16 protein-coding genes are annotated in these 16,273 nt (G+C 59.6%); 9 read left to right on the top strand and 7 right to left on the bottom strand.

Annotation, left to right across the window (positions count from 1 at the left end):
• The first annotated feature begins 183 nt into the window (after positions 1 to 183).
• Positions 184 to 1,716: a GGDEF domain-containing protein gene (locus tag ABD997_RS07605; RefSeq protein WP_345316413.1), complete on the top strand. Its 1,533-nt coding sequence runs from the start codon at positions 184 to 186 to the stop codon at positions 1,714 to 1,716.
• 5 nt (positions 1,717 to 1,721) lie between these two features.
• Here the strand turns inward: ABD997_RS07605 and ABD997_RS07600 are convergent, their stop codons facing one another.
• Both ABD997_RS07600 and ABD997_RS07595 read right to left on the bottom strand, forming a co-directional pair.
• Positions 1,722 to 2,651: an adenosylmethionine decarboxylase gene (locus ABD997_RS07600; RefSeq protein ID WP_345316412.1), complete on the bottom strand. Its 930-nt coding sequence runs from the start codon at positions 2,649 to 2,651 to the stop codon at positions 1,722 to 1,724.
• A gap of 235 nt (positions 2,652 to 2,886) precedes the next feature.
• Entirely contained in the window at positions 2,887 to 4,143 is a 1,257-nt protein-coding gene (locus tag ABD997_RS07595; protein ID WP_345316411.1) for a DUF4056 domain-containing protein, read from the bottom strand.
• A 250-nt stretch (positions 4,144 to 4,393) separates the two neighbouring features.
• Here ABD997_RS07595 and ABD997_RS07590 point away from each other — a divergent pair, with 250 nt between their 5' ends.
• Entirely contained in the window at positions 4,394 to 5,299 is a 906-nt protein-coding gene (locus ABD997_RS07590) for a hypothetical protein (protein ID WP_345316410.1), read from the top strand.
• A 66-nt stretch (positions 5,300 to 5,365) separates the two neighbouring features.
• The gene (locus ABD997_RS07585) at positions 5,366 to 6,559 is read left to right on the top strand and encodes a BamA/TamA family outer membrane protein (protein ID WP_345316409.1); all 1,194 of its coding nucleotides are present in this window, start codon (positions 5,366 to 5,368) and stop codon (positions 6,557 to 6,559) included.
• Positions 6,560 to 6,562: 3 nt separating this feature from the next.
• On the opposite strand, the gene ABD997_RS07580 is transcribed toward ABD997_RS07585, so the two are convergent.
• On the bottom strand, positions 6,563 to 7,513 hold the full coding sequence (locus ABD997_RS07580; RefSeq protein WP_345316408.1) for a LysR family transcriptional regulator: 951 nt from the start codon (positions 7,511 to 7,513) through the stop codon (positions 6,563 to 6,565).
• A 105-nt stretch (positions 7,514 to 7,618) separates the two neighbouring features.
• On the opposite strand from ABD997_RS07580, the gene ABD997_RS07575 reads away from it, so the two are divergent.
• Positions 7,619 to 8,809, top strand: coding sequence for a multidrug effflux MFS transporter (locus ABD997_RS07575; RefSeq protein ID WP_345316407.1), 1,191 nt, complete (start codon positions 7,619 to 7,621; stop codon positions 8,807 to 8,809).
• Here ABD997_RS07575 and ABD997_RS07570 read toward each other — a convergent pair.
• Positions 8,802 to 9,245, bottom strand: coding sequence for a hypothetical protein (locus ABD997_RS07570; protein ID WP_345316406.1), 444 nt, complete (start codon positions 9,243 to 9,245; stop codon positions 8,802 to 8,804). The two genes, ABD997_RS07575 and ABD997_RS07570, sit on opposite strands and share 8 nt — an antisense overlap.
• 240 nt (positions 9,246 to 9,485) lie before the next feature.
• On the opposite strand from ABD997_RS07570, the gene ABD997_RS07565 reads away from it, so the two are divergent.
• Entirely contained in the window at positions 9,486 to 10,199 is a 714-nt protein-coding gene (locus ABD997_RS07565) for a thiol:disulfide interchange protein DsbA/DsbL (RefSeq protein WP_345316405.1), read from the top strand.
• Positions 10,200 to 10,282: 83 nt separating this feature from the next.
• Here ABD997_RS07565 and ABD997_RS07560 read toward each other — a convergent pair whose 3' ends face one another.
• The 3 genes from ABD997_RS07560 to ABD997_RS07550 form a co-directional block, all read right to left on the bottom strand.
• Positions 10,283 to 10,999: a ChrR family anti-sigma-E factor gene (locus ABD997_RS07560; protein WP_345316404.1), complete on the bottom strand. Its 717-nt coding sequence runs from the start codon at positions 10,997 to 10,999 to the stop codon at positions 10,283 to 10,285.
• Positions 10,986 to 11,567, bottom strand: coding sequence for a sigma-70 family RNA polymerase sigma factor (locus ABD997_RS07555; RefSeq protein WP_345316403.1), 582 nt, complete (start codon positions 11,565 to 11,567; stop codon positions 10,986 to 10,988). The genes ABD997_RS07560 and ABD997_RS07555 overlap by 14 nt, the downstream gene beginning before the upstream one ends.
• Before the next feature lie 116 nt (positions 11,568 to 11,683).
• Positions 11,684 to 12,268, bottom strand: coding sequence for an LON peptidase substrate-binding domain-containing protein (locus ABD997_RS07550; RefSeq protein ID WP_345316402.1), 585 nt, complete (start codon positions 12,266 to 12,268; stop codon positions 11,684 to 11,686).
• Between the two features lie 139 nt (positions 12,269 to 12,407).
• Here ABD997_RS07550 and ABD997_RS07545 point away from each other — a divergent pair, with 139 nt between their 5' ends.
• Genes ABD997_RS07545 through ABD997_RS07530 form a run of 4 tightly spaced genes read left to right on the top strand, consistent with a single transcriptional unit; the run spans position 12,408 to position 16,268 of the window.
• Positions 12,408 to 13,124 (top strand): SDR family NAD(P)-dependent oxidoreductase, encoded by a 717-nt coding sequence (locus ABD997_RS07545; RefSeq protein WP_345316401.1) that lies wholly within the window; start codon positions 12,408 to 12,410, stop codon positions 13,122 to 13,124.
• Positions 13,106 to 14,356, top strand: coding sequence for an NAD(P)/FAD-dependent oxidoreductase (locus ABD997_RS07540; protein ID WP_345316400.1), 1,251 nt, complete (start codon positions 13,106 to 13,108; stop codon positions 14,354 to 14,356). Before ABD997_RS07545 ends, ABD997_RS07540 begins: the two co-directional genes overlap by 19 nt.
• Positions 14,353 to 15,063, top strand: coding sequence for a DUF1365 domain-containing protein (locus ABD997_RS07535; protein WP_345316399.1), 711 nt, complete (start codon positions 14,353 to 14,355; stop codon positions 15,061 to 15,063). Before ABD997_RS07540 ends, ABD997_RS07535 begins: the two co-directional genes overlap by 4 nt.
• Positions 15,060 to 16,268: a class I SAM-dependent methyltransferase gene (locus ABD997_RS07530; protein ID WP_345316398.1), complete on the top strand. Its 1,209-nt coding sequence runs from the start codon at positions 15,060 to 15,062 to the stop codon at positions 16,266 to 16,268. The genes ABD997_RS07535 and ABD997_RS07530 overlap by 4 nt, the downstream gene beginning before the upstream one ends.
• Positions 16,269 to 16,273: the final 5 nt, after the last annotated feature.

Here is a 16,273-nt window from a genome sequence, read left to right as displayed (position 1 = left end):
TCTCGATAAGATCAAAAAATTCACAAAAAAGGCAAAGCGTTACGGTGGTCATGGCATCCTTAGAGTGGAACAGGCGGTTTGCTCCGCCCAGGGCTTAGGCCGGGGGCGTGGCGGAGCCTGTGCTGTGGCAATCGACAGGCAACTTAGTGTCGTCGTGCCACACTTGTGGGCGAGGAGGCCGGCATGACCCTGAGACAGTTATCCTTAATCGTTACCGCGCTGCTGGCGCTGTTGCTCTTTTCCAGTTACCTGGCGGTGCGTGCCTGGGTTCTGATCCCCTACGTGGAGCGGCAGGTTCTGACAGTGCAGCGTCAGGAGATGGCGCAGGTGGAGTTCCTGCTGGAGGGGCGGGTGGAGGGACTGGAAAGCCTGACCCAGGAGCTGGCGCAGTCGGACCGGCTGGCGACGACACTGGCGGCGGGACAGCGCCCTGAGCAGGTGGTGGCCGAGATCCCCTTCCTGGATGGGATCTACGTTTTCAACAGCGCCCTGGAGCTGAGGTTGGTGCAGCGTTTCAGTGGTGTGATGCGGGACCTGATGGAGAGCCAGGAGGCCTACCGTCGTGCCCGTTTGATGCCCACCCTGCATCCCCAGCGACCTCGCAGTCGTAGCGGCTTATTGCGGCAGAAGGGGCAGCTCTATTTCTACAGCGCTGCCTCGGTTTGCCGGAGCAGCGGTGAGGATTGTGGTTATGGCTTCCTGGTGCTGGTTCGGCGCCTGGATCCCAAGCTCATCGACTTTATCCAGGCCCGCAGCGGGATGGCGTTGACCCTCAGAAGCGCCACCCTCGACGACGGCGAGCTGGAGCGCCTTGACCGGCCCGAAGCGGTCATCAAACCCGTGAGCGAGCGCCAGGTACTGGTGATGGATGCGCTGGACCAGCCCGCAGCCGTGATCTCGATGCGTCACCTGGCCCAGCCACCAAGCTGGGGCGGGCGGGATGAGTGGATAGCCTTGGGGGCCATTGTGCTGCTCTCCTTGCTGGTCCTGCTGATGCTGTGGCGATTGCTGGTTCTGCCGATGGAGCATGGGGTGGCGGCGATCCGGGCGATGGAGCGGCACCAGCAGTTTCGTTCCGTCAACAGCCGGGTTCGCCTTCAGGAGTTTCATCAACTGGCGAAGGTGTTTAATGGATTGATGCGGATGCTGACGGTACAGCGAGAGCGTATGGTGTCGCTGGAGCGTACCGATCCTCTCACCGGGCTGCCGAATCGAACGGCGCTGGAGTCCTTTCTGTCCCACGAGTGGCGTCGGTTGAGGCGCTACCGTCGGGGCCTGGCTCTGCTGCTGCTGGATATCGAGCAGTTCCAGGAGTTCAATGAGGACCAGGGGTACGGGCAGGGAGACCTGGTGCTGGTGCGTCTCTCCCGACTGCTTAAATCCACCAGCCGGCGGGGCGGCGAGATGGCAGCCCGTTACGGAGGTGACGAGTTTGCCCTTGTGCTCACGGAGCTGGACGAGGCACAGCTGCACAGTTTGTTGGAGCATATCGAACAGAAAGTGGCCGGCCTGCCCCAGCGGGATGGACAGAAGCGTCCGATCCGCCTCAGCATCGGCGTGGCGCTGGTTCCCCCGGGGGTGGATCCCGGCGTCGAGGAGTTGCATCTGAGCGACATGATGGAGCGGGCGGAGAGTGCCCTACATGGAGCGAAACAGGATCCCGATCACTGCTGGCAACTGTGGCAACCAGAAATTTACGAGGATCCTGTTATCTAGGAGGGTTACAGCTGATCTGCGGCCCTGACCTCGTGCCCGGGCAAAAGGTAGTGTTCAAAGGCCATACGGTAGCCGTTGGCCAGGGATTGCTCGGCGTGATCGATGCGGATCGCTTCGGGCCGGTGAGCGAGATCGCAGGCCATGTTAAAGCTGATCAGGTCGTAACTCTGGGGCTGCAGTACCTTCAGCAGGGCGTTGAAGATCGGCACCAGCTCCTCAACCGGCAGGTTGGACTCGAAGCTGACGTAGGAGCTCTCCTCCTGCGGGGTGATGTGGACGGTGACATAGCGATCATCGCGGATCCCGTTCATCGAATAGCCGAAGGGCTGGAACAGGAAGTCGTCCAGTTGGAAGCCCGGCAGCAGTTGTTCCCAATTGAAACGTTCCCGGATCCCATCCAGCGTCTGTTGATCGCTGCGCAGGTAATCGGCATTTTCTCCGGCGATGTGGTACATCAGCAGCTCACCGGTGGCGTCATCAGCGGCGGGCTGATAGGGGCGCTCAAGGTGGAACAGGTAGTTATGGTGGCCGTCCAGATGCCCGAAGCGCCAGGCCTGGCCTTGCAGGTGTGGTGCCAGCGACGCCAAATCGTCGCTGAAGCAGCTTTTCTGCAGATGAGCCTGGTACTCATTTTTGCGCTGGTAGGTGAGCATCGCCAGACGGTCCTGGCTGAAGTGCGTCAGAAACTCGGTGACCGCATGCACCAGGGTGGTGGTGCCACAGGTCAGCATCAGGAAGCGATCGTCCCAGACAAAGAGGCTCGACTCCGACAGCAGGTAGGCGTCGCAGCAGTCATTGTGGACAGAGGAGAGGATCTCGGCATTGGCCTGGGCAACAATTTTGGCCCAGAAGGGGCGTCCCAGCTGTCGCAGAGAGGGCTGACCGGGTTCGAGTACGGCCTCAACTTTTTTTTCTGACCCTTCAAAAAACATCATAACGCGTAGGCTCCCGTTGAAGGTTGGTCTCTTTGGTTTGGCAAGCCGATGCTTGCCGCCCCCCAACGAGTTTGGTCGGGCGCCGGCGTTTTCCCCGTCGTCCCACCGCACTCCAATATAACTCCCTGATATCGCAGGGAACTAGTAGTGGTGTGCTGCGATGCAGCGGCGCGATTATACACAAAACCGGCGCCGGTACCAGACGACAGTCTCTCAACTGCCGGCTCGATTGGGTTTACTCCTGCTCCAGCTTTGCCAGCTGGCGAACGTCCTCCTTCTCACACCAGGCAGCAATCTCGGCAAATTGTAGTTGGGTGAAGCCCTGTTTCCACAGATCAACCGGGATTACGCCGAAGCTGTCGCGGTACTTGTCATCGACCTCAAGGACCAGCTCTCCCATGCTGTCGAGCTCGTAATCGCCATAGTGGCTCGGCAGGCTGAGCGGGTGGGGAGGTTGGAGATCCTCAACCAGAGGTAACAGCGACTTTTTGAGTTCGCTCTCCATGATCCATTCAGACGGCACGATATGGGGCAGTTGACGATCGCCAAGGTCGTAATGTCTCAGCAGCACCATGAACTTGTCCGGTATCGGGCGGGAGGAGTCCCACCAGCGCCCGTCCACCACGGTGAAGAGGTCGCGGGATTGACTTTCGCGCACCGCCCCAAGCCACTCCAGGGTCGCATCCAGCCAGGCGGTCATGTTCTGGTTATAGAGCTCGCTACTGAGCACCAGGTCTGCCCCGATAAGCGCCCGCGCCAGCTTTGCTCCGAGCATGTTCGAGTAGAGGTCCTCTGGTGAGAACGCGGACACGGTTTCCGGCCAACCGGCAAAGCTGGCGTAGCCATGCCACTGGGCGATCTCGTGGGACTCGGCTTTAAAGTAGGCCAGTCGAGCCGCCAAGTCGGCCGCAAGGTTCCAGCGCTCCTTGGTGGTCAGTTCGGAGACATCGGTGGCGTTTAGCCGGATGTAACGTCGACCCAACTCGTCGGGCACTTCGATGATGCGGTCCTCCCCAAGATGGCGGATGATTTCGAAAAACAGGGCCACCGTATCGTCGGCGGTATCGCGAACATGGGCCAGGTCGATAAAGCCTCCCCGGGTGGTGTAGATCACGCCGTTGTTCTCACTGCCCCGGTTGTCGTTCCCACTCATCTTCCGCGAGGTGTGGGCAAAGGTGCCGGCGTCGAACTTATGCGGCCCGACCTCATTCGGGGAGAGCGTATTACCAAGCCGGAACAGGGGGATAGGCACTGCGCCCACTTTTACCTTCTGTTTGTTGCCGAAAGCACAGCAGGGGCGGACTGACTGGGGAACAGGAAAACCGGGCAGGCTCTCCATGGGGAGATCCCAAAGCTCGATGGCAGGGTTATTGCCATTGAGCGCGCGGGCAATGGTGGCGTCATCCGGCCTGGGATGACTCTGCCAGGCGACACTGCTGCAACCGCTGATGAATAAAATAAAAAACAGGCTGAAAAGGGGGCGTTTTTGCATGATCCATAACCCTGGAAATGGCCTTCACTACAACCCTAGGACAAAAAGGCCAAATGGTAACGATTTTGCCACGTTAGCGACACGTCCTGCGGGGCGCGCATTCTACCTGTTCAGGTGTCTGGAGGGGCAAGTCGCGTAACTCATTGATTCAACTTGCATACAGATTTCCGCAGCCATAATGCGCACCCGGCGTTCGCCGGAGTCGAACCGCCCCCCTGTAGATGATCTTTTTTACGGAATCGCAAATACCATGTCGTCACGTTCTCTGCGTTTTGTCCTGCCCGCACTGACCCTGAACTTCCACCCTGTCCTGGCAGATGATCGCCTCTTGCCCATATGGGGGAAAGAGGCTGAGGCCCGCGGCTATACCCTGCCGAAACCGTTTGGACTCTCCCTCTCCTACATGGATATGAGTAACCCGGTGGAGGTGAAAAGCATCGGTTTGACGGGACACCCGGTATTGGAAGCGTTGCAGATCGATGCGCCCGACGCCCGGTTTGAGGGTTACAACGTAACGCTTCGGGGAGATATGTGGCTGTTTCCCTTTTGGAATATCTATGGGATCCTAGGGTATACCGATGGTCACAGTGAAGCCCCGATACGGGAGTTTGGTTGTGATATAGAGTTGGTTTCGAGCATCGGCAACAAGTTGCTGTGTGGCACCCTGAATGACCTGGCGCCGGAGGTTCTTGGCCTGCCGTTTCAACTGGAACTCAGCGGTGCAACCTACGGTATGGGTACGACCCTGGCTGGCGGGGTAGGGAATTGGTTTGCCCTGGTGGACGTCAATTACACCTTGACCAACCTCTCTCTGATCGACGGAGAGATCACGACTTTAGTGGCGGCACCTCGGATCGGGTACCGCTGGCAGTTTGACGGCGGACGGGAGCTGCGGCTATTTGCCGGGGCAATGTACCAGAAAGTGGACCAAAATCTGGGTGGCAGCCTGCTTAACTTGGGGCTGCCGGATGCGGTCAATGGTGTGCTGGAGCGACTGGCCCCGGATGCCCATTTTCAAGTGGTGCAAAGCGGCACGTCGCCTTGGAATACCGTCGTTGGAGTACAGTATGCACTCAACCGCGACTGGGAGTTGCTGCTGGAAACCGGCTTTGGCGCTCGTAACACCAGCTTCCTGTCGCTGGGGCGTCGCTTCTAACCCGGTGCCGAGATGGGCGCAGAGCGCGTCCGGCATAGCAAAGCGCATAGAATGATAAGGAGTATCATGCACAAGGTTTTATTGACGGCAACGGCGTTGCTGTCCATGCCTCTTCAGGCTCAGGAGCCTGTTGAGGAGCTTGCCGGGGCGGCACCTTCACAGCAGGGCGAGGAAGCGCCGGGGATGTTCACGCGCCTCTCTGCCAAGATGGAAACACTGCTGGAGAACCTAGGGGCGGATGGTGGCTTTGATCCCAATGAGGGGATGGATTGGAGCGTCCTGCCCGGTCCCTTTTATACCCCGGAGATGGAGCTTGGGATAGGGGTGTCGGCGGTTGGACTCTACGTGGTCGACCCGGAAGATCAAGTTTCCCAGATCTCCTCGCTGACCATCAATGGATTTGCCTCCATCAACGGCGCCCTGGGGGCGCAGATCTTGAGCCAGACCTTTTGGCGCGAAGACAAGTACCGCCTGTTCATCGATATGGAGGTGGTGGACGCTCCGGAGGTGTTTTATGGCAGCGGCATCACCGCCGGACGGAACGAGGCCAACCGTATCGACTTTGACCGCAGGGGATACCGTCTTCACCCGCAGTTCTTTGCCCGTGTTTTCCCCAGCACCTATTTCGGGATTGGTCTCGAGTTTGGTCAGGATGAGGCGGACGATCTGGAGCTGGTACAACCTATCCTCTCCTCGGCGTCGATCCCCTTCCCTGAGAGCAGCACCACGACCGCCATCACGGCCCACGTGTTGTTCGACTCCCGGGATTTTATCCTTAACCCCTCCGAGGGGCGCCTGTTACAGGCGGATATTGCCATCTACGACACCGCACTGGGCGGCGACTCCGATTTCGATAAGCTGAACCTGGATTACCGGGATTACTGGCAACTGGGTCCAGGTATCCTGGCCTGGCAGGTGGCCGCCGAACTGAACCGCGGTGCGGTCCCCTGGGACAAACTGGCCATGCTCGGCGGCAGCCAGCGTCTGCGCGGCTACGAGTCCGGCCGCTACCGGGATCGGCAGATGCTGCTGAGCCAGGTGGAGTATCGCCATCACCTGGCCGGTCGTCATGGCCTGGTGTATTGGTTTGGTGTCGGTACGCTGGCGGAAGAGGCCAGGGATCTGGGCCGGGAAAAATGGTTGCACAGCCTGGGCTTTGGCTATCGCTTCGAAGTGAAGCAGCGGGTTAACCTGCGCCTGGATATGGCGTTTGGTAACGGCGACAGCGGCTTCTACTTCTCCGTTAACGAAGCGTTCTGAGCCTCAGGGCAGACGCCGGCACTGCTTGATCAGAAATGCCCTCAGCCAGCGGTGCGCCGGATCCCGTTGGCGCAACCGGGGCCAGAGCATGCGGTAGCTGATACTGGCCAACTCGAACGGCAGTGGCAGGCTGGCCAGCTCAAAGCGTTCCTGCAGCCGCGCACCGAATCGGCCATCACACACAAACATCATGTCCGAATGCTGCGCCATCAGCGCGGCGCTGTGGAAGTCCGGCACCTTGGCGCCGGGCTGACGCCGATGCCCCATGCTGGCCAACACCGTATCCATCAACCAGAACTCCGCCCCCTCCACCCAGATGTGGATCTGTTGAAGCGCCAGCATGGCGGCCAGGTCCCATTGTGCCTTTAGGGCCGGATGATCCCGACGCAGCAGACAGATGTGGTGGGCGCGGAACAGCTCCCGGTTGGGGATCTCGGTCGGCAGGTGGTCCGCGTGCCAGGGGGCGTTGACTCTCGGGTCTAGGTCCCGGGGCAGGATCAGCAGATCCAGCTGTCCCCGTTTGAGTTGTTCAAACTGGTCCTGGGGTTGGGGCACCATGTTCAGTTTGAGTCCCGGTGCGAGCTGTGCCAGCGGCGGCAACAGGGGAATGATGGAGTGAAACGCGGTCTCCGCCAGGGCCACCCGGAAGTGGGCAGGATCCCGTTCCGGGGTGAAGGTGGGGGGCGCGATCAGACGACAGCCCAACTGCAGCCAGGTTCGCAGGTCGGTCTCCAGGCTCTGGGCCAGCGGGGTCGGCATCAGACCCGCCCCGGCGCGCACAAAGAGGGGGTCATTGAAACGGCTCCCTAGCTGAGTGCGAAGTTTGGTTAACTGCTTGCTGACGGCGGACTGGCTCAGGTGCAGCCGCACAGCCGCCGCGGTGACGCTGCGCTCCTCCAGCAGGATCAGCATCAGTTGCAGCAGGTTAAGGTCGACACGGTGCAGATCGGACATGGGCTATTCCAGTTTGGAATTATGGTCTTTCTGATAATTCATTATTAATCATAAAGGCCATCTCCTAGAATTGCTGCCCCAAATCCCCCCTGCCAGGAAACCTCGATGCCGTCGACGCCCCGTTACGCCCCCTTTTACCTTTTCATGTTGATGGTGGTGTTCAGCCCCCTGGCGATCGATATCTTCCTGCCGGCGGTGCCTGCCATGGCGGAGGCACTGACGGTGGATCTGGCGTCGGTGCAGGCCCTGGTGGGGCTTTTTGTCCTCAGCATGGGGCTGGGGCAGCTGCTGGCTGGCCCCATGGCGGATCGCTATGGTCGACGGCCCCTGGCAATTGGGGGGATCCTGCTTTACATCCTCTCCGCCTTGATGGGCGCATTGGCGTTCAATATTGAACTGCTCTGGATCTCCCGTTTGCTCCAGGGGTTGGGTACCTGTGCCATCATTGTTGCGGCGTTCTCCGGGGTACGGGATAGCTTCCCACAGGATAAGCTGACCGCGCTCTACAGCTACCTCAACGGGATTATCTGCATCGTGCCGGCCCTGGCCCCCCTGTTGGGCAGTGTTCTCACGCTGCAGTGGGACTGGCGAGCCAACTTTGTCTTCATGGCGCTTTACGGTGCCGTCGCCGGCTGGCGGATCTGGCACCGCCTGCCGGAAACCCGCCCGGAGAAGACACAAAGCCACGGTGCCCTTATCAGTTGGGGCCGTTACGCCCCTATTCTTGGCCATCCCGTGTTCCAGTTCTTCAGCATCATGAACATGTTGGCGATGTCACTGATCCTGGCGTACGTCTCCTACGCCCCCGAGGTGCTGATGGTGGAGATGGCGCAGTCGCCCATGGCCTTCGCCCTCTGGTTTGGCACCAATGCGGTGATCAATATCTCCGGTGCCTTCGTTGCGCCCACGGTGATCGCCAGGCTGGGCAAGCGGGGAGGCTTGGCCCTTGGGGTGGGGCTATGCCTGCTCGCCATGGTGGGATGGGTGATGCTGCGTGACTGGGCCCACCCGCTGGCGTTCATGGCGCCGGTCTTCGCCTCCAGCATCGGTTTCTGCTTCTTGCTGGCGATCTCCGGTGGGGCTGCACTGCTGCCCTTTGGTGAGCGTGCCGGAACCGCTTCGGCACTGCTGGTTTGCATCCAGATGAGTGGGGCGGCCCTGATGATTGCTTTGGCGGCGTTACTGCCCCTGACTGCCCCCCTGCGGCTGGCCCTGTTGGGCGCCTTACCTCTGCTTTGGTGGGGCTGGTCTCGTTACCGCGGCGGTTACGGCAGGGTTTGTGAAGCGTTCAGTTAACGCCCTTCACTCGGGGCGCCGCGTCGTTTAGCCCTCTGTCCGGGAGTGCATTGACCGCCGGCGTTGCGTCCAGGCACTGCCCCTCCATGGTCACACCCCGGGCGGTGGGGCGTCGCGACAGGATCCGGTACCCCTGCAGACAGAGATGGCGTTGGTCCAGCTCCTGCTCAAGCAGTGTGAAGAGCTGGTGATCGCTGATTAAGTTCCCCTGGCCCGGCAGTGACTCCGGTGCCTCTCCGCTTACCCCTTGTCGAGGGGAGGGGGTGGGATCCATGTTGCGGCGGGGGGGCTCGGGCGGGCCGAAGTAGGTCAGCCGGAAGCGGTTCGGGCTGGTGTCACTTTGCGCGGAGAAGGCGTAATCCCTTGGCGCTATGGTGTCAGGCCTTTGCGCACAGCCGGCGAGCAGAGAGAGTCCAAGGGCGAGCAAAAGACGCATGGAGCAGGTTCCCTGTTTGCTGAAAAAGGCCTGTCACTATATCCCATCCCCAGCATCGACCTTAAGGATAATCTCCCTTTCAAGTTCAAAGGGTTTGAACGCTATATCGCCCTCTTCACACTTTACCCGGCTATTCTACAGCGAGGGTTTGACGAGGCCCGGGGTCATGGGGTTAGGCTACAGGATAATCTTGGATCCCAGGGGATCGACATATAGTTCGAGGTGAATGTGAAAAAAACGATGACGTGGTGTGCCCTCCTGTTGACTGGGGTACTGGCGGGCTGCTCCGAACAGCCAGAAGCTTCCAATGCCGCTCAAGAGGGTGCTCAGAACTCGGCAGCGACCGAACAGATGCAGGCCAGTTTCGTCGAGGGTAAACACTACCGGGTGGTGGATCCCCAAGGCGTCAGCGACGGGCCTTTGGTCACCGAGTTCTTCTCCCTTTACTGCGGTGCCTGCTACAACATGGAGTCCCGCTTCCTGCCGATGATCGTTCCGGCGCTGGAAGCACAGGGGGTGACCTTCGAGCAGAAGCATGTCAACTTCTCCGGTGATCAGACCGGTGAAGATGTGGTTCGCGGGTTCGCTATCCTGGAGCAGATCGGACAGGGGGAGCAGAAGGCGGCACTCAAGGAGCGGCTGTTTGAGATCCTTGGGGGCAAGCATCACAACCATGGTGCGCCGGATGATGATCACGGTAACGACATTCAGAACCTGGCGGACCTGCGTGCGCTGTTTGTCGAGGCGGGCTTCGAGGGTGAGGCGTTCGACCAGGCCGCAAAGAGCGAGTCGGTGACGGCAGCGGTCAAGGCCTGGAGCGTGGAGCAGCAGCAATACCAGGTGCAGAGCGTGCCAAGCTTTATCGTCAACAACCGGTACCAGATCAACATGTCCAGTATTGAGACTCTGCCCCAATTGGTGGACCTGATGGTTTACCTCAGCAACAAGGAGTAGCAGCTCATTGGGGTGGGTAGCAAAACGCCGCACTTTTGTGCGGCGTTTCCTATTGTCGGGCCTGATGAATCGTCAATGGCGCGTTAGCGAAAGAACAGCCCGGAGAGCGGGTTAAGCATACGAGCCAACCCGGACGTGAACTGCAGCGGCGCATCCAGCGCACTGATCACCAGACAATCCTCCACATCGTCGGTATGGGGCTGGTGAGTGTGTCGACCATCCAGGGTGACGAAGTCCCCGATCCGGTAGTCGCCACGCTCATCGGCAAAACCGCCATGGACCACTAAGGTGTGCTCTGTACCCCTGTGGGTATGAGGTGGAACCTGGCTGTCGCGATCCATGTGGATGAAGTGGATGTGACTGTTGTCTATCCCCAAACGCGCCTGATGCAACCTACCCGGTAAGCGAGACCAGGCTGAGGCTTTGTGTAACTGCTTGGCAAACACCTGGGGCAGCACGAAGCGACGATTTTCCAAGGTCAACTCCGGCAGATCCGATATCGAGCCCATCTCCCCAGTGCTTCCCGCCATCACTTCGTTTCCCTGGGAGCTTTCATCTATCTCAGGCAGGTCCCGAAGCAGCTTGGCGAGCAGGCGGTCCGTGGTGGCGGAGTCCTGTCCCCGGGACTCAGCGCTCACCACGCTATCGGACAACTGCATCTCCATCTGTTGCACCGCAGCGCGGCACTTGGGGCAGTACTCCAGGTGAGCGGAGAGAAGCAGAGACACAGACGGCGCCAAAGTGCCCTCGGCATAGGCCCGGATCAGTGTGTTGTCTGGGTGGTGTTTAATGGTGGTCATCGAGCAACTCCCGGATTTTAGCCAGCGCCAGCCGCAGGCGTGATTTCACTGTACCCAGCGGTATCGACAGGGCGTCGGCCACCTCCTGTTGAGAGAAATCATCAAAATAGATCATTTTAAGAACGATACGCTGCCCCTCAGGGAGACGTTCGCAGTAAGTCAGCAACTGTTGCCTGAGGATCGGTTGGTCTACCAGTGCGTGGTCCAGTTCGACGTCACTCTCAGATTCGTAATCGAGGTAGATCTCCTCGGCACAGAGTTGTTCCGGCCTCGCCTGCATCCGCCGCAACATATCAAAGCGAACGTTTCGCGCGATGGTAAAGAGCCAAGTCGAAACCTTGCCCTTGTGATTCTGATAAAGGTGCGCTTTAAGCCACACCTTCGTCATGGTTTCCTGCACCATCTCCTCGGCAAAAGCATCGTTCTGAAAGTGCTTGCGAGCGTGACTGAGTAAACGAGGCGCGTAGTAGCGAAAAAGTTCAGCGAATGCTCGCCTGTCCCTGCGTTCGGCAACCGCGGTTAACCAGTGCTGGTGTTGTTCGGTACCGGCTTCAGCCGAAGTGGTCATCCTGTGCTCTGTCCGTGTGGCTAACGACATGAGTTCAGTATCCCGTCTATGGTTGAGATTTTCCACTTAAACGCGCCACCCCTCCCCCGGGATCACCGAGTTAGCCACGAAGGCCCTCAGTGTTTCTCCAGCAGAGAGGAGAGCATCGTGAGGGTAGGGCCAGCATCAGCGTGGCGGTAGAGCACCTGCTTCTCGTTTCCGGGCAGCGGCACTAATTCCAGCCAGCGCAGCGCCACCCAGCTGGCATCATCGAAGTGAGGCTGTGGATAGAGGGAGTGAAGCTCCGGGTAGTCGTCGAACACCCGCTTCAGGCAGTCCTTGGCCTGAGTGTGCTCAGCACTGACAGGCTGCTCGGGCCAGTTAGGCAGTGCCGATGCGTCCGCGACTCGAAGTCCATCCCACTGCGTTTGAATGCTGCCAATCTCGATCCGCTCTACCCCCTCGACGGTTAAGCCCAGCAGACCATCTTCGAGGGGGGTAAAGTCAACGATCTGCACCCGGGTCGCGATGGGCCAGATATGCTGGTTGGCGTCCACGCTTCCCTGCTCATTGAGCATGCAGATGGCAAATCCGTTGGTACCGTTGTAACTCTCCTTGACCATCCTCAAGTAGCGGGGCTCGAAGATCCGCAGAGCCATGCGTCCGCCTGGAAGCACATGGCTTGGGAGGGGGAATAGCGGCAGGGCTCGGTACTGACTCATGTCGTCTCCTTAAAGAAGCAGAGGCGCTCAGCGCAACTTAAGATGTCTGTACATACGTCGCTCTGGGCCGGTTAGTTCACTGATCTTTTCATTGCAAGGGCACGTTAAACCCGCTAACTCTGTTAACTATGAGGCAGTTATGGCAACAGTTCTGATCACGGGCGCCAGTTCAGGCATCGGTCGCCAGTTGGCCCGGGATTACGCGGCAGACGGGTGGGATGTGCTCGCCTGCGGTCGTGATCCTGAACGACTCGAAGCGGTGGCGTCGGATAAGATTCAGCCCCTTTCCTTTGACGTGATGGACGTTGAAGGGGCTCGACGCGCCCTGACGGAATGCCCTCGCCCTGACATGGTGATACTCAACGCCGGCACCTGTGAATATCTCGATGTGGAGAATTGGGACGGGGAAGCCTTTGATTCTGTTGTCGCGACAAACCTCATCGGCATCTCTCACTGCCTAGGGCCCCTGCTGCCCAGGCTTCAATCGGGCAGCACTTTGGCGCTGGTTGATAGCCTTGCCCGGTTGCTTCCCTTCACCCGGGCCGAGGCCTACGGTGCCAGCAAGGCTGCGGTGCATTACCTAACGCAAACCCTGGCGGTGGATCTGGAGCCCCGAGGGGTTCGCGTGGTGGCCATCTCCCCCGGCTTTGTCGAAACACCGTTGACCGATCGTAACACCTTCGACATGCCAACCCTGATGCCGGTGGAGGAAGCCAGCGAAAGGATCCGTCAGGGGCTCGCCAGCCGACGTCGGTTTATCGCCTTTCCCCGGCGTCTGCATTGGACACTAACACTGCTTTCTTGGTTACCCAAAGGACTGAAAATAAGGATATGTCAATGGATGAAACGCCCATGAATATCGCCGTTGTCGGTGGTGGGGTATCGGGGCTGGTGACGGCTCACCTGCTGGGGCAAAAACATCGAGTGACGTTGTTTGAGTCCGAGTCCTGGCTAGGTGGCCACACCCACACCGTGGAGGTGGACGGCATGGCCGTGGATACCGGCTTCATCGTCTACAACGATCGAACCTACCCAAAGTTTCAGGCGTTGCTTGCCAGCCTGGGTATTAAGGGTAGAAAGACCGAGATGAGTTTCTCCGTCTCGGATGGAAAGCTGGAATACAACGGGCACAACCTAAACACCTTACTGGCGCAACGGCGCAACCTGTTTCGCCCCAAGTTCTGGCGCATGGTGGCGCAGATCCTTCGTTTCAACAAGCTGGGGCGGGAGCTGGTGGAGCAGGGGCGTTGTCCCGACATCACCTTGGGTGAGTTTCTCCAGCAGGAGGGGTTTTCAGGTTGGATGGTGAGCCACTATTTGCTGCCCATGGGGGCGGCGATCTGGTCCACCAGTCTGGCGGACATGCGTGAATTTCCGGTGCACCTCTTCCTGCGCTTTTTCCATCATCACGGTCTGCTCTCGGTCACTAACCGGCCGCAATGGTACACGGTGGAGGGGGGCTCCTGGCAGTACGTTAGGGCGATCCACGCCGCGGGTCGATTCTCCCTGCAGCAGGGGGTGGCTATCGAGCAAGTCCTGCGTGATGCCGATGGCGTGAGGCTGCTGGACAGTCGGGGAGAGGAGCATCAGTTTGACCAGGTGGTACTGGCGTGTCACAGCGATCAGGCACTCGCCATGCTGGCGGATCCCAGTGAGGATGAGCGGGCCATATTGTCTGATATCCGGTACCAGGAGAACGAGGTCGTGCTGCATACGGATATCGCGCAACTGCCCAAAGCACCTCGCGCCTGGGCCAGCTGGAACTACCAGCTGGGGCGCAGTGAGGATGCCCATGCTCCCGTGGCCGTGACTTACAACATGAACATCCTACAGCGGTTGCCGGGGGCCACTACCTACTGCGTGACGCTTAACCCGGTGACGGAGATTGCGCCCGAAAAGGTGCTGGGCCGGTTCCGATACGCCCATCCGCAGTTTGATGTCGCCGCGGAAGCTGCCAAGCAGCGGCGAAACGCTATCTGCGGTCAGCGGCGAACCCATTACTGTGGCGCATACTGGTACAACGGTTTTCACGAAGATGGCGTTCGCAGTGCCCTGGATGTGTGCGAGCGCTTCGGAGTGAGCTTATGAACTCGGCTATCGCCGTCGGTGAGGTGCGTCACGATCGCCTGCGCCCACCCCGCCACCGCTTTCGCTATGCCATGCACATGCTGGCACTGGACCTGGACGAACTGCCGGAGCTGGCGTCGATGTGGCGTCGGCCCTGGTTCGGCCTTCGACGCCGTGACTACCTGGGCCAGGGGCCATTGAAGGCCGCCGTGCTCGACCGCATGAGCGAGCTGTCCGGCCAGAGGTTGGAGGGGCGGGTGCTGATGCTGTGCCAGATCCGCTGCTTTGGGATCTACTTCAGCCCGGTCAACTTCTACCTGCTGGATCAGGGCTCGGGTTGGAGTTACCTGCTGGCGGAGGTCAGTAACACGCCATGGAATGAGCGCCACTGTTACCTGGTGCCTCTGTCGTCGGGAGAGAGGGCCCACAGCAAGGCGTTCCATGTTTCACCGTTCATGCCGATGGCCCTGGATTACCACTGGACAGTGCGCTGTGATGAGGAGCAGATCCGGATTGGTATCGACTGTCGAGATCCCAAGCGGCAATTTTTTGCCGAAGTGAACCTGAAACCTGAGCCGTTGAACCCCACGAACCTTCGCCGCGTAATCAGGCGGACGCCGATGATGAGCGTCAAGATCCTCGCGGGGATCTACCTTGAGGCGATAAAGCTTTGGCGCAAAGGCGCCCGTTTTCACCCCCACCCGAAACAGCAAGGAGTCGACCCATGATTAGCCAGCCCTACCCGGACCTGACCCTGGAACAGCGTTTCTGCCGCAACGCCGCGCTGGGCCTGCTTCGTGGGCTTAAACACGGTCGACTGACCATTCTTGAGGGCGGCGAGCGAGTCGAGCTGGGGCCAGTGGGTGGGCGGTCAGTAAACCTGGTGATCCACGATGGACGAGCTTGGCCCAAGCTGCTGTTTGGCGGCAGCATCGGCATGGCGGAAGCCTACATGGAGGGCTATTGGGAGAGTGATCAGCTTACCGCTCTGGTCGCACTGTTTGCCCGAAACTTGGCACTGCTGGATCGGTTGGAAGCCCGGTTTGGCTGGCTGCTCTCCCTGGGGCACAAGGTTGGTCATTGGCGTCGTCACAACTCGCGGGCCAATGCGCGCAAAAACATCGCTGCGCATTATGACCTCTCCAACGATTTCTACCGTCTTTTTCTTGATAAAACCCTGCTCTATTCCAGTGCCCTCTGGCGCGATGCCCAGACCCTCGAAGAGGCGCAGAAAAACAAGATGGAGCGGCTCTGCCAACAGTTGCAGCTTGGGCCTGAGGACCATCTGCTGGAGATAGGAACCGGTTGGGGCGCCCTGGCGATCTACGCGGCCCAGCACTATGGCTGCCGGGTCACCACCACCACGCTGTCACAGGCACAGTATGAGGTGGCGGAGTCGCGTATCGCGGAGGCGGGCTTGCAGGACAGGATCACCCTGCTGCTCAAGGATTACCGTGATCTGGAGGGGGAGTACGACAAGATTGTCTCGGTAGAGATGGTGGAAGCGGTGGGAGAGCGTTACCTCAAGGGGTATTTCCAGGTCCTGCAGCAACGTCTCAAGCCGGGGGGACGGCTTGCACTGCAGGCGATCACCATCGCCGACCAGCGTTACGACAGTTACCGTCGAAGCACCGACTTTATTCAGACCTACATCTTCCCGGGGGGATTCCTGCCCTGCGTGCGGGTGTTGGGAGAGCTGCTCGCTAGTGAAACCCAGATGGTGATGCGAGACCTGACCGATATCGGCCTCGACTACGGCAGGACCCTTGGACACTGGCTACAGCGCTTCGATGCCCAGTTGGGACGGGTAAAAACTCTGGGGTTCGATGATCGTTTTATCCGTTTGTGGCGTTTCTACTTCTGTTACTGCCAAGCGGGCTTCGAAACCCGCCGGATCAGTGCCGTTCAGTTGACGGCGGAGAAGGTCGAGTAGATAGG

Origin of the sequence: Ferrimonas gelatinilytica (assembly GCF_039544205.1) — a bacterium.
Taxonomy (GTDB): domain Bacteria; phylum Pseudomonadota; class Gammaproteobacteria; order Enterobacterales; family Shewanellaceae; genus Ferrimonas; species Ferrimonas gelatinilytica.
Note: the sequence above shows the minus strand (reverse complement) of the source record. Positions and strands in the feature narration are given on the sequence as shown.

Excerpts from the sequence above, each read along its gene's own strand:
- ABD997_RS07605 (WP_345316413.1), top strand. The coding sequence starts at position 184 with ATGACCCTGAGACAGTTATCCTTAATCGTTACCGCGCTGCTGGCGCTG.
- ABD997_RS07600 (WP_345316412.1), bottom strand. The coding sequence starts at position 2,651 with ATGATGTTTTTTGAAGGGTCAGAAAAAAAAGTTGAGGCCGTACTCGAA.
- ABD997_RS07595 (WP_345316411.1), bottom strand. The coding sequence starts at position 4,143 with ATGCAAAAACGCCCCCTTTTCAGCCTGTTTTTTATTTTATTCATCAGC.
- ABD997_RS07590 (WP_345316410.1), top strand. The coding sequence starts at position 4,394 with ATGTCGTCACGTTCTCTGCGTTTTGTCCTGCCCGCACTGACCCTGAAC.
- ABD997_RS07585 (WP_345316409.1), top strand. The coding sequence starts at position 5,366 with ATGCACAAGGTTTTATTGACGGCAACGGCGTTGCTGTCCATGCCTCTT.
- ABD997_RS07580 (WP_345316408.1), bottom strand. The coding sequence starts at position 7,513 with ATGTCCGATCTGCACCGTGTCGACCTTAACCTGCTGCAACTGATGCTG.
- ABD997_RS07575 (WP_345316407.1), top strand. The coding sequence starts at position 7,619 with ATGCCGTCGACGCCCCGTTACGCCCCCTTTTACCTTTTCATGTTGATG.
- ABD997_RS07570 (WP_345316406.1), bottom strand. The coding sequence starts at position 9,245 with ATGCGTCTTTTGCTCGCCCTTGGACTCTCTCTGCTCGCCGGCTGTGCG.
- ABD997_RS07565 (WP_345316405.1), top strand. The coding sequence starts at position 9,486 with ATGACGTGGTGTGCCCTCCTGTTGACTGGGGTACTGGCGGGCTGCTCC.
- ABD997_RS07560 (WP_345316404.1), bottom strand. The coding sequence starts at position 10,999 with ATGACCACCATTAAACACCACCCAGACAACACACTGATCCGGGCCTAT.
- ABD997_RS07555 (WP_345316403.1), bottom strand. The coding sequence starts at position 11,567 with ATGACCACTTCGGCTGAAGCCGGTACCGAACAACACCAGCACTGGTTA.
- ABD997_RS07550 (WP_345316402.1), bottom strand. The coding sequence starts at position 12,268 with ATGAGTCAGTACCGAGCCCTGCCGCTATTCCCCCTCCCAAGCCATGTG.
- ABD997_RS07545 (WP_345316401.1), top strand. The coding sequence starts at position 12,408 with ATGGCAACAGTTCTGATCACGGGCGCCAGTTCAGGCATCGGTCGCCAG.
- ABD997_RS07540 (WP_345316400.1), top strand. The coding sequence starts at position 13,106 with ATGGATGAAACGCCCATGAATATCGCCGTTGTCGGTGGTGGGGTATCG.
- ABD997_RS07535 (WP_345316399.1), top strand. The coding sequence starts at position 14,353 with ATGAACTCGGCTATCGCCGTCGGTGAGGTGCGTCACGATCGCCTGCGC.
- ABD997_RS07530 (WP_345316398.1), top strand. The coding sequence starts at position 15,060 with ATGATTAGCCAGCCCTACCCGGACCTGACCCTGGAACAGCGTTTCTGC.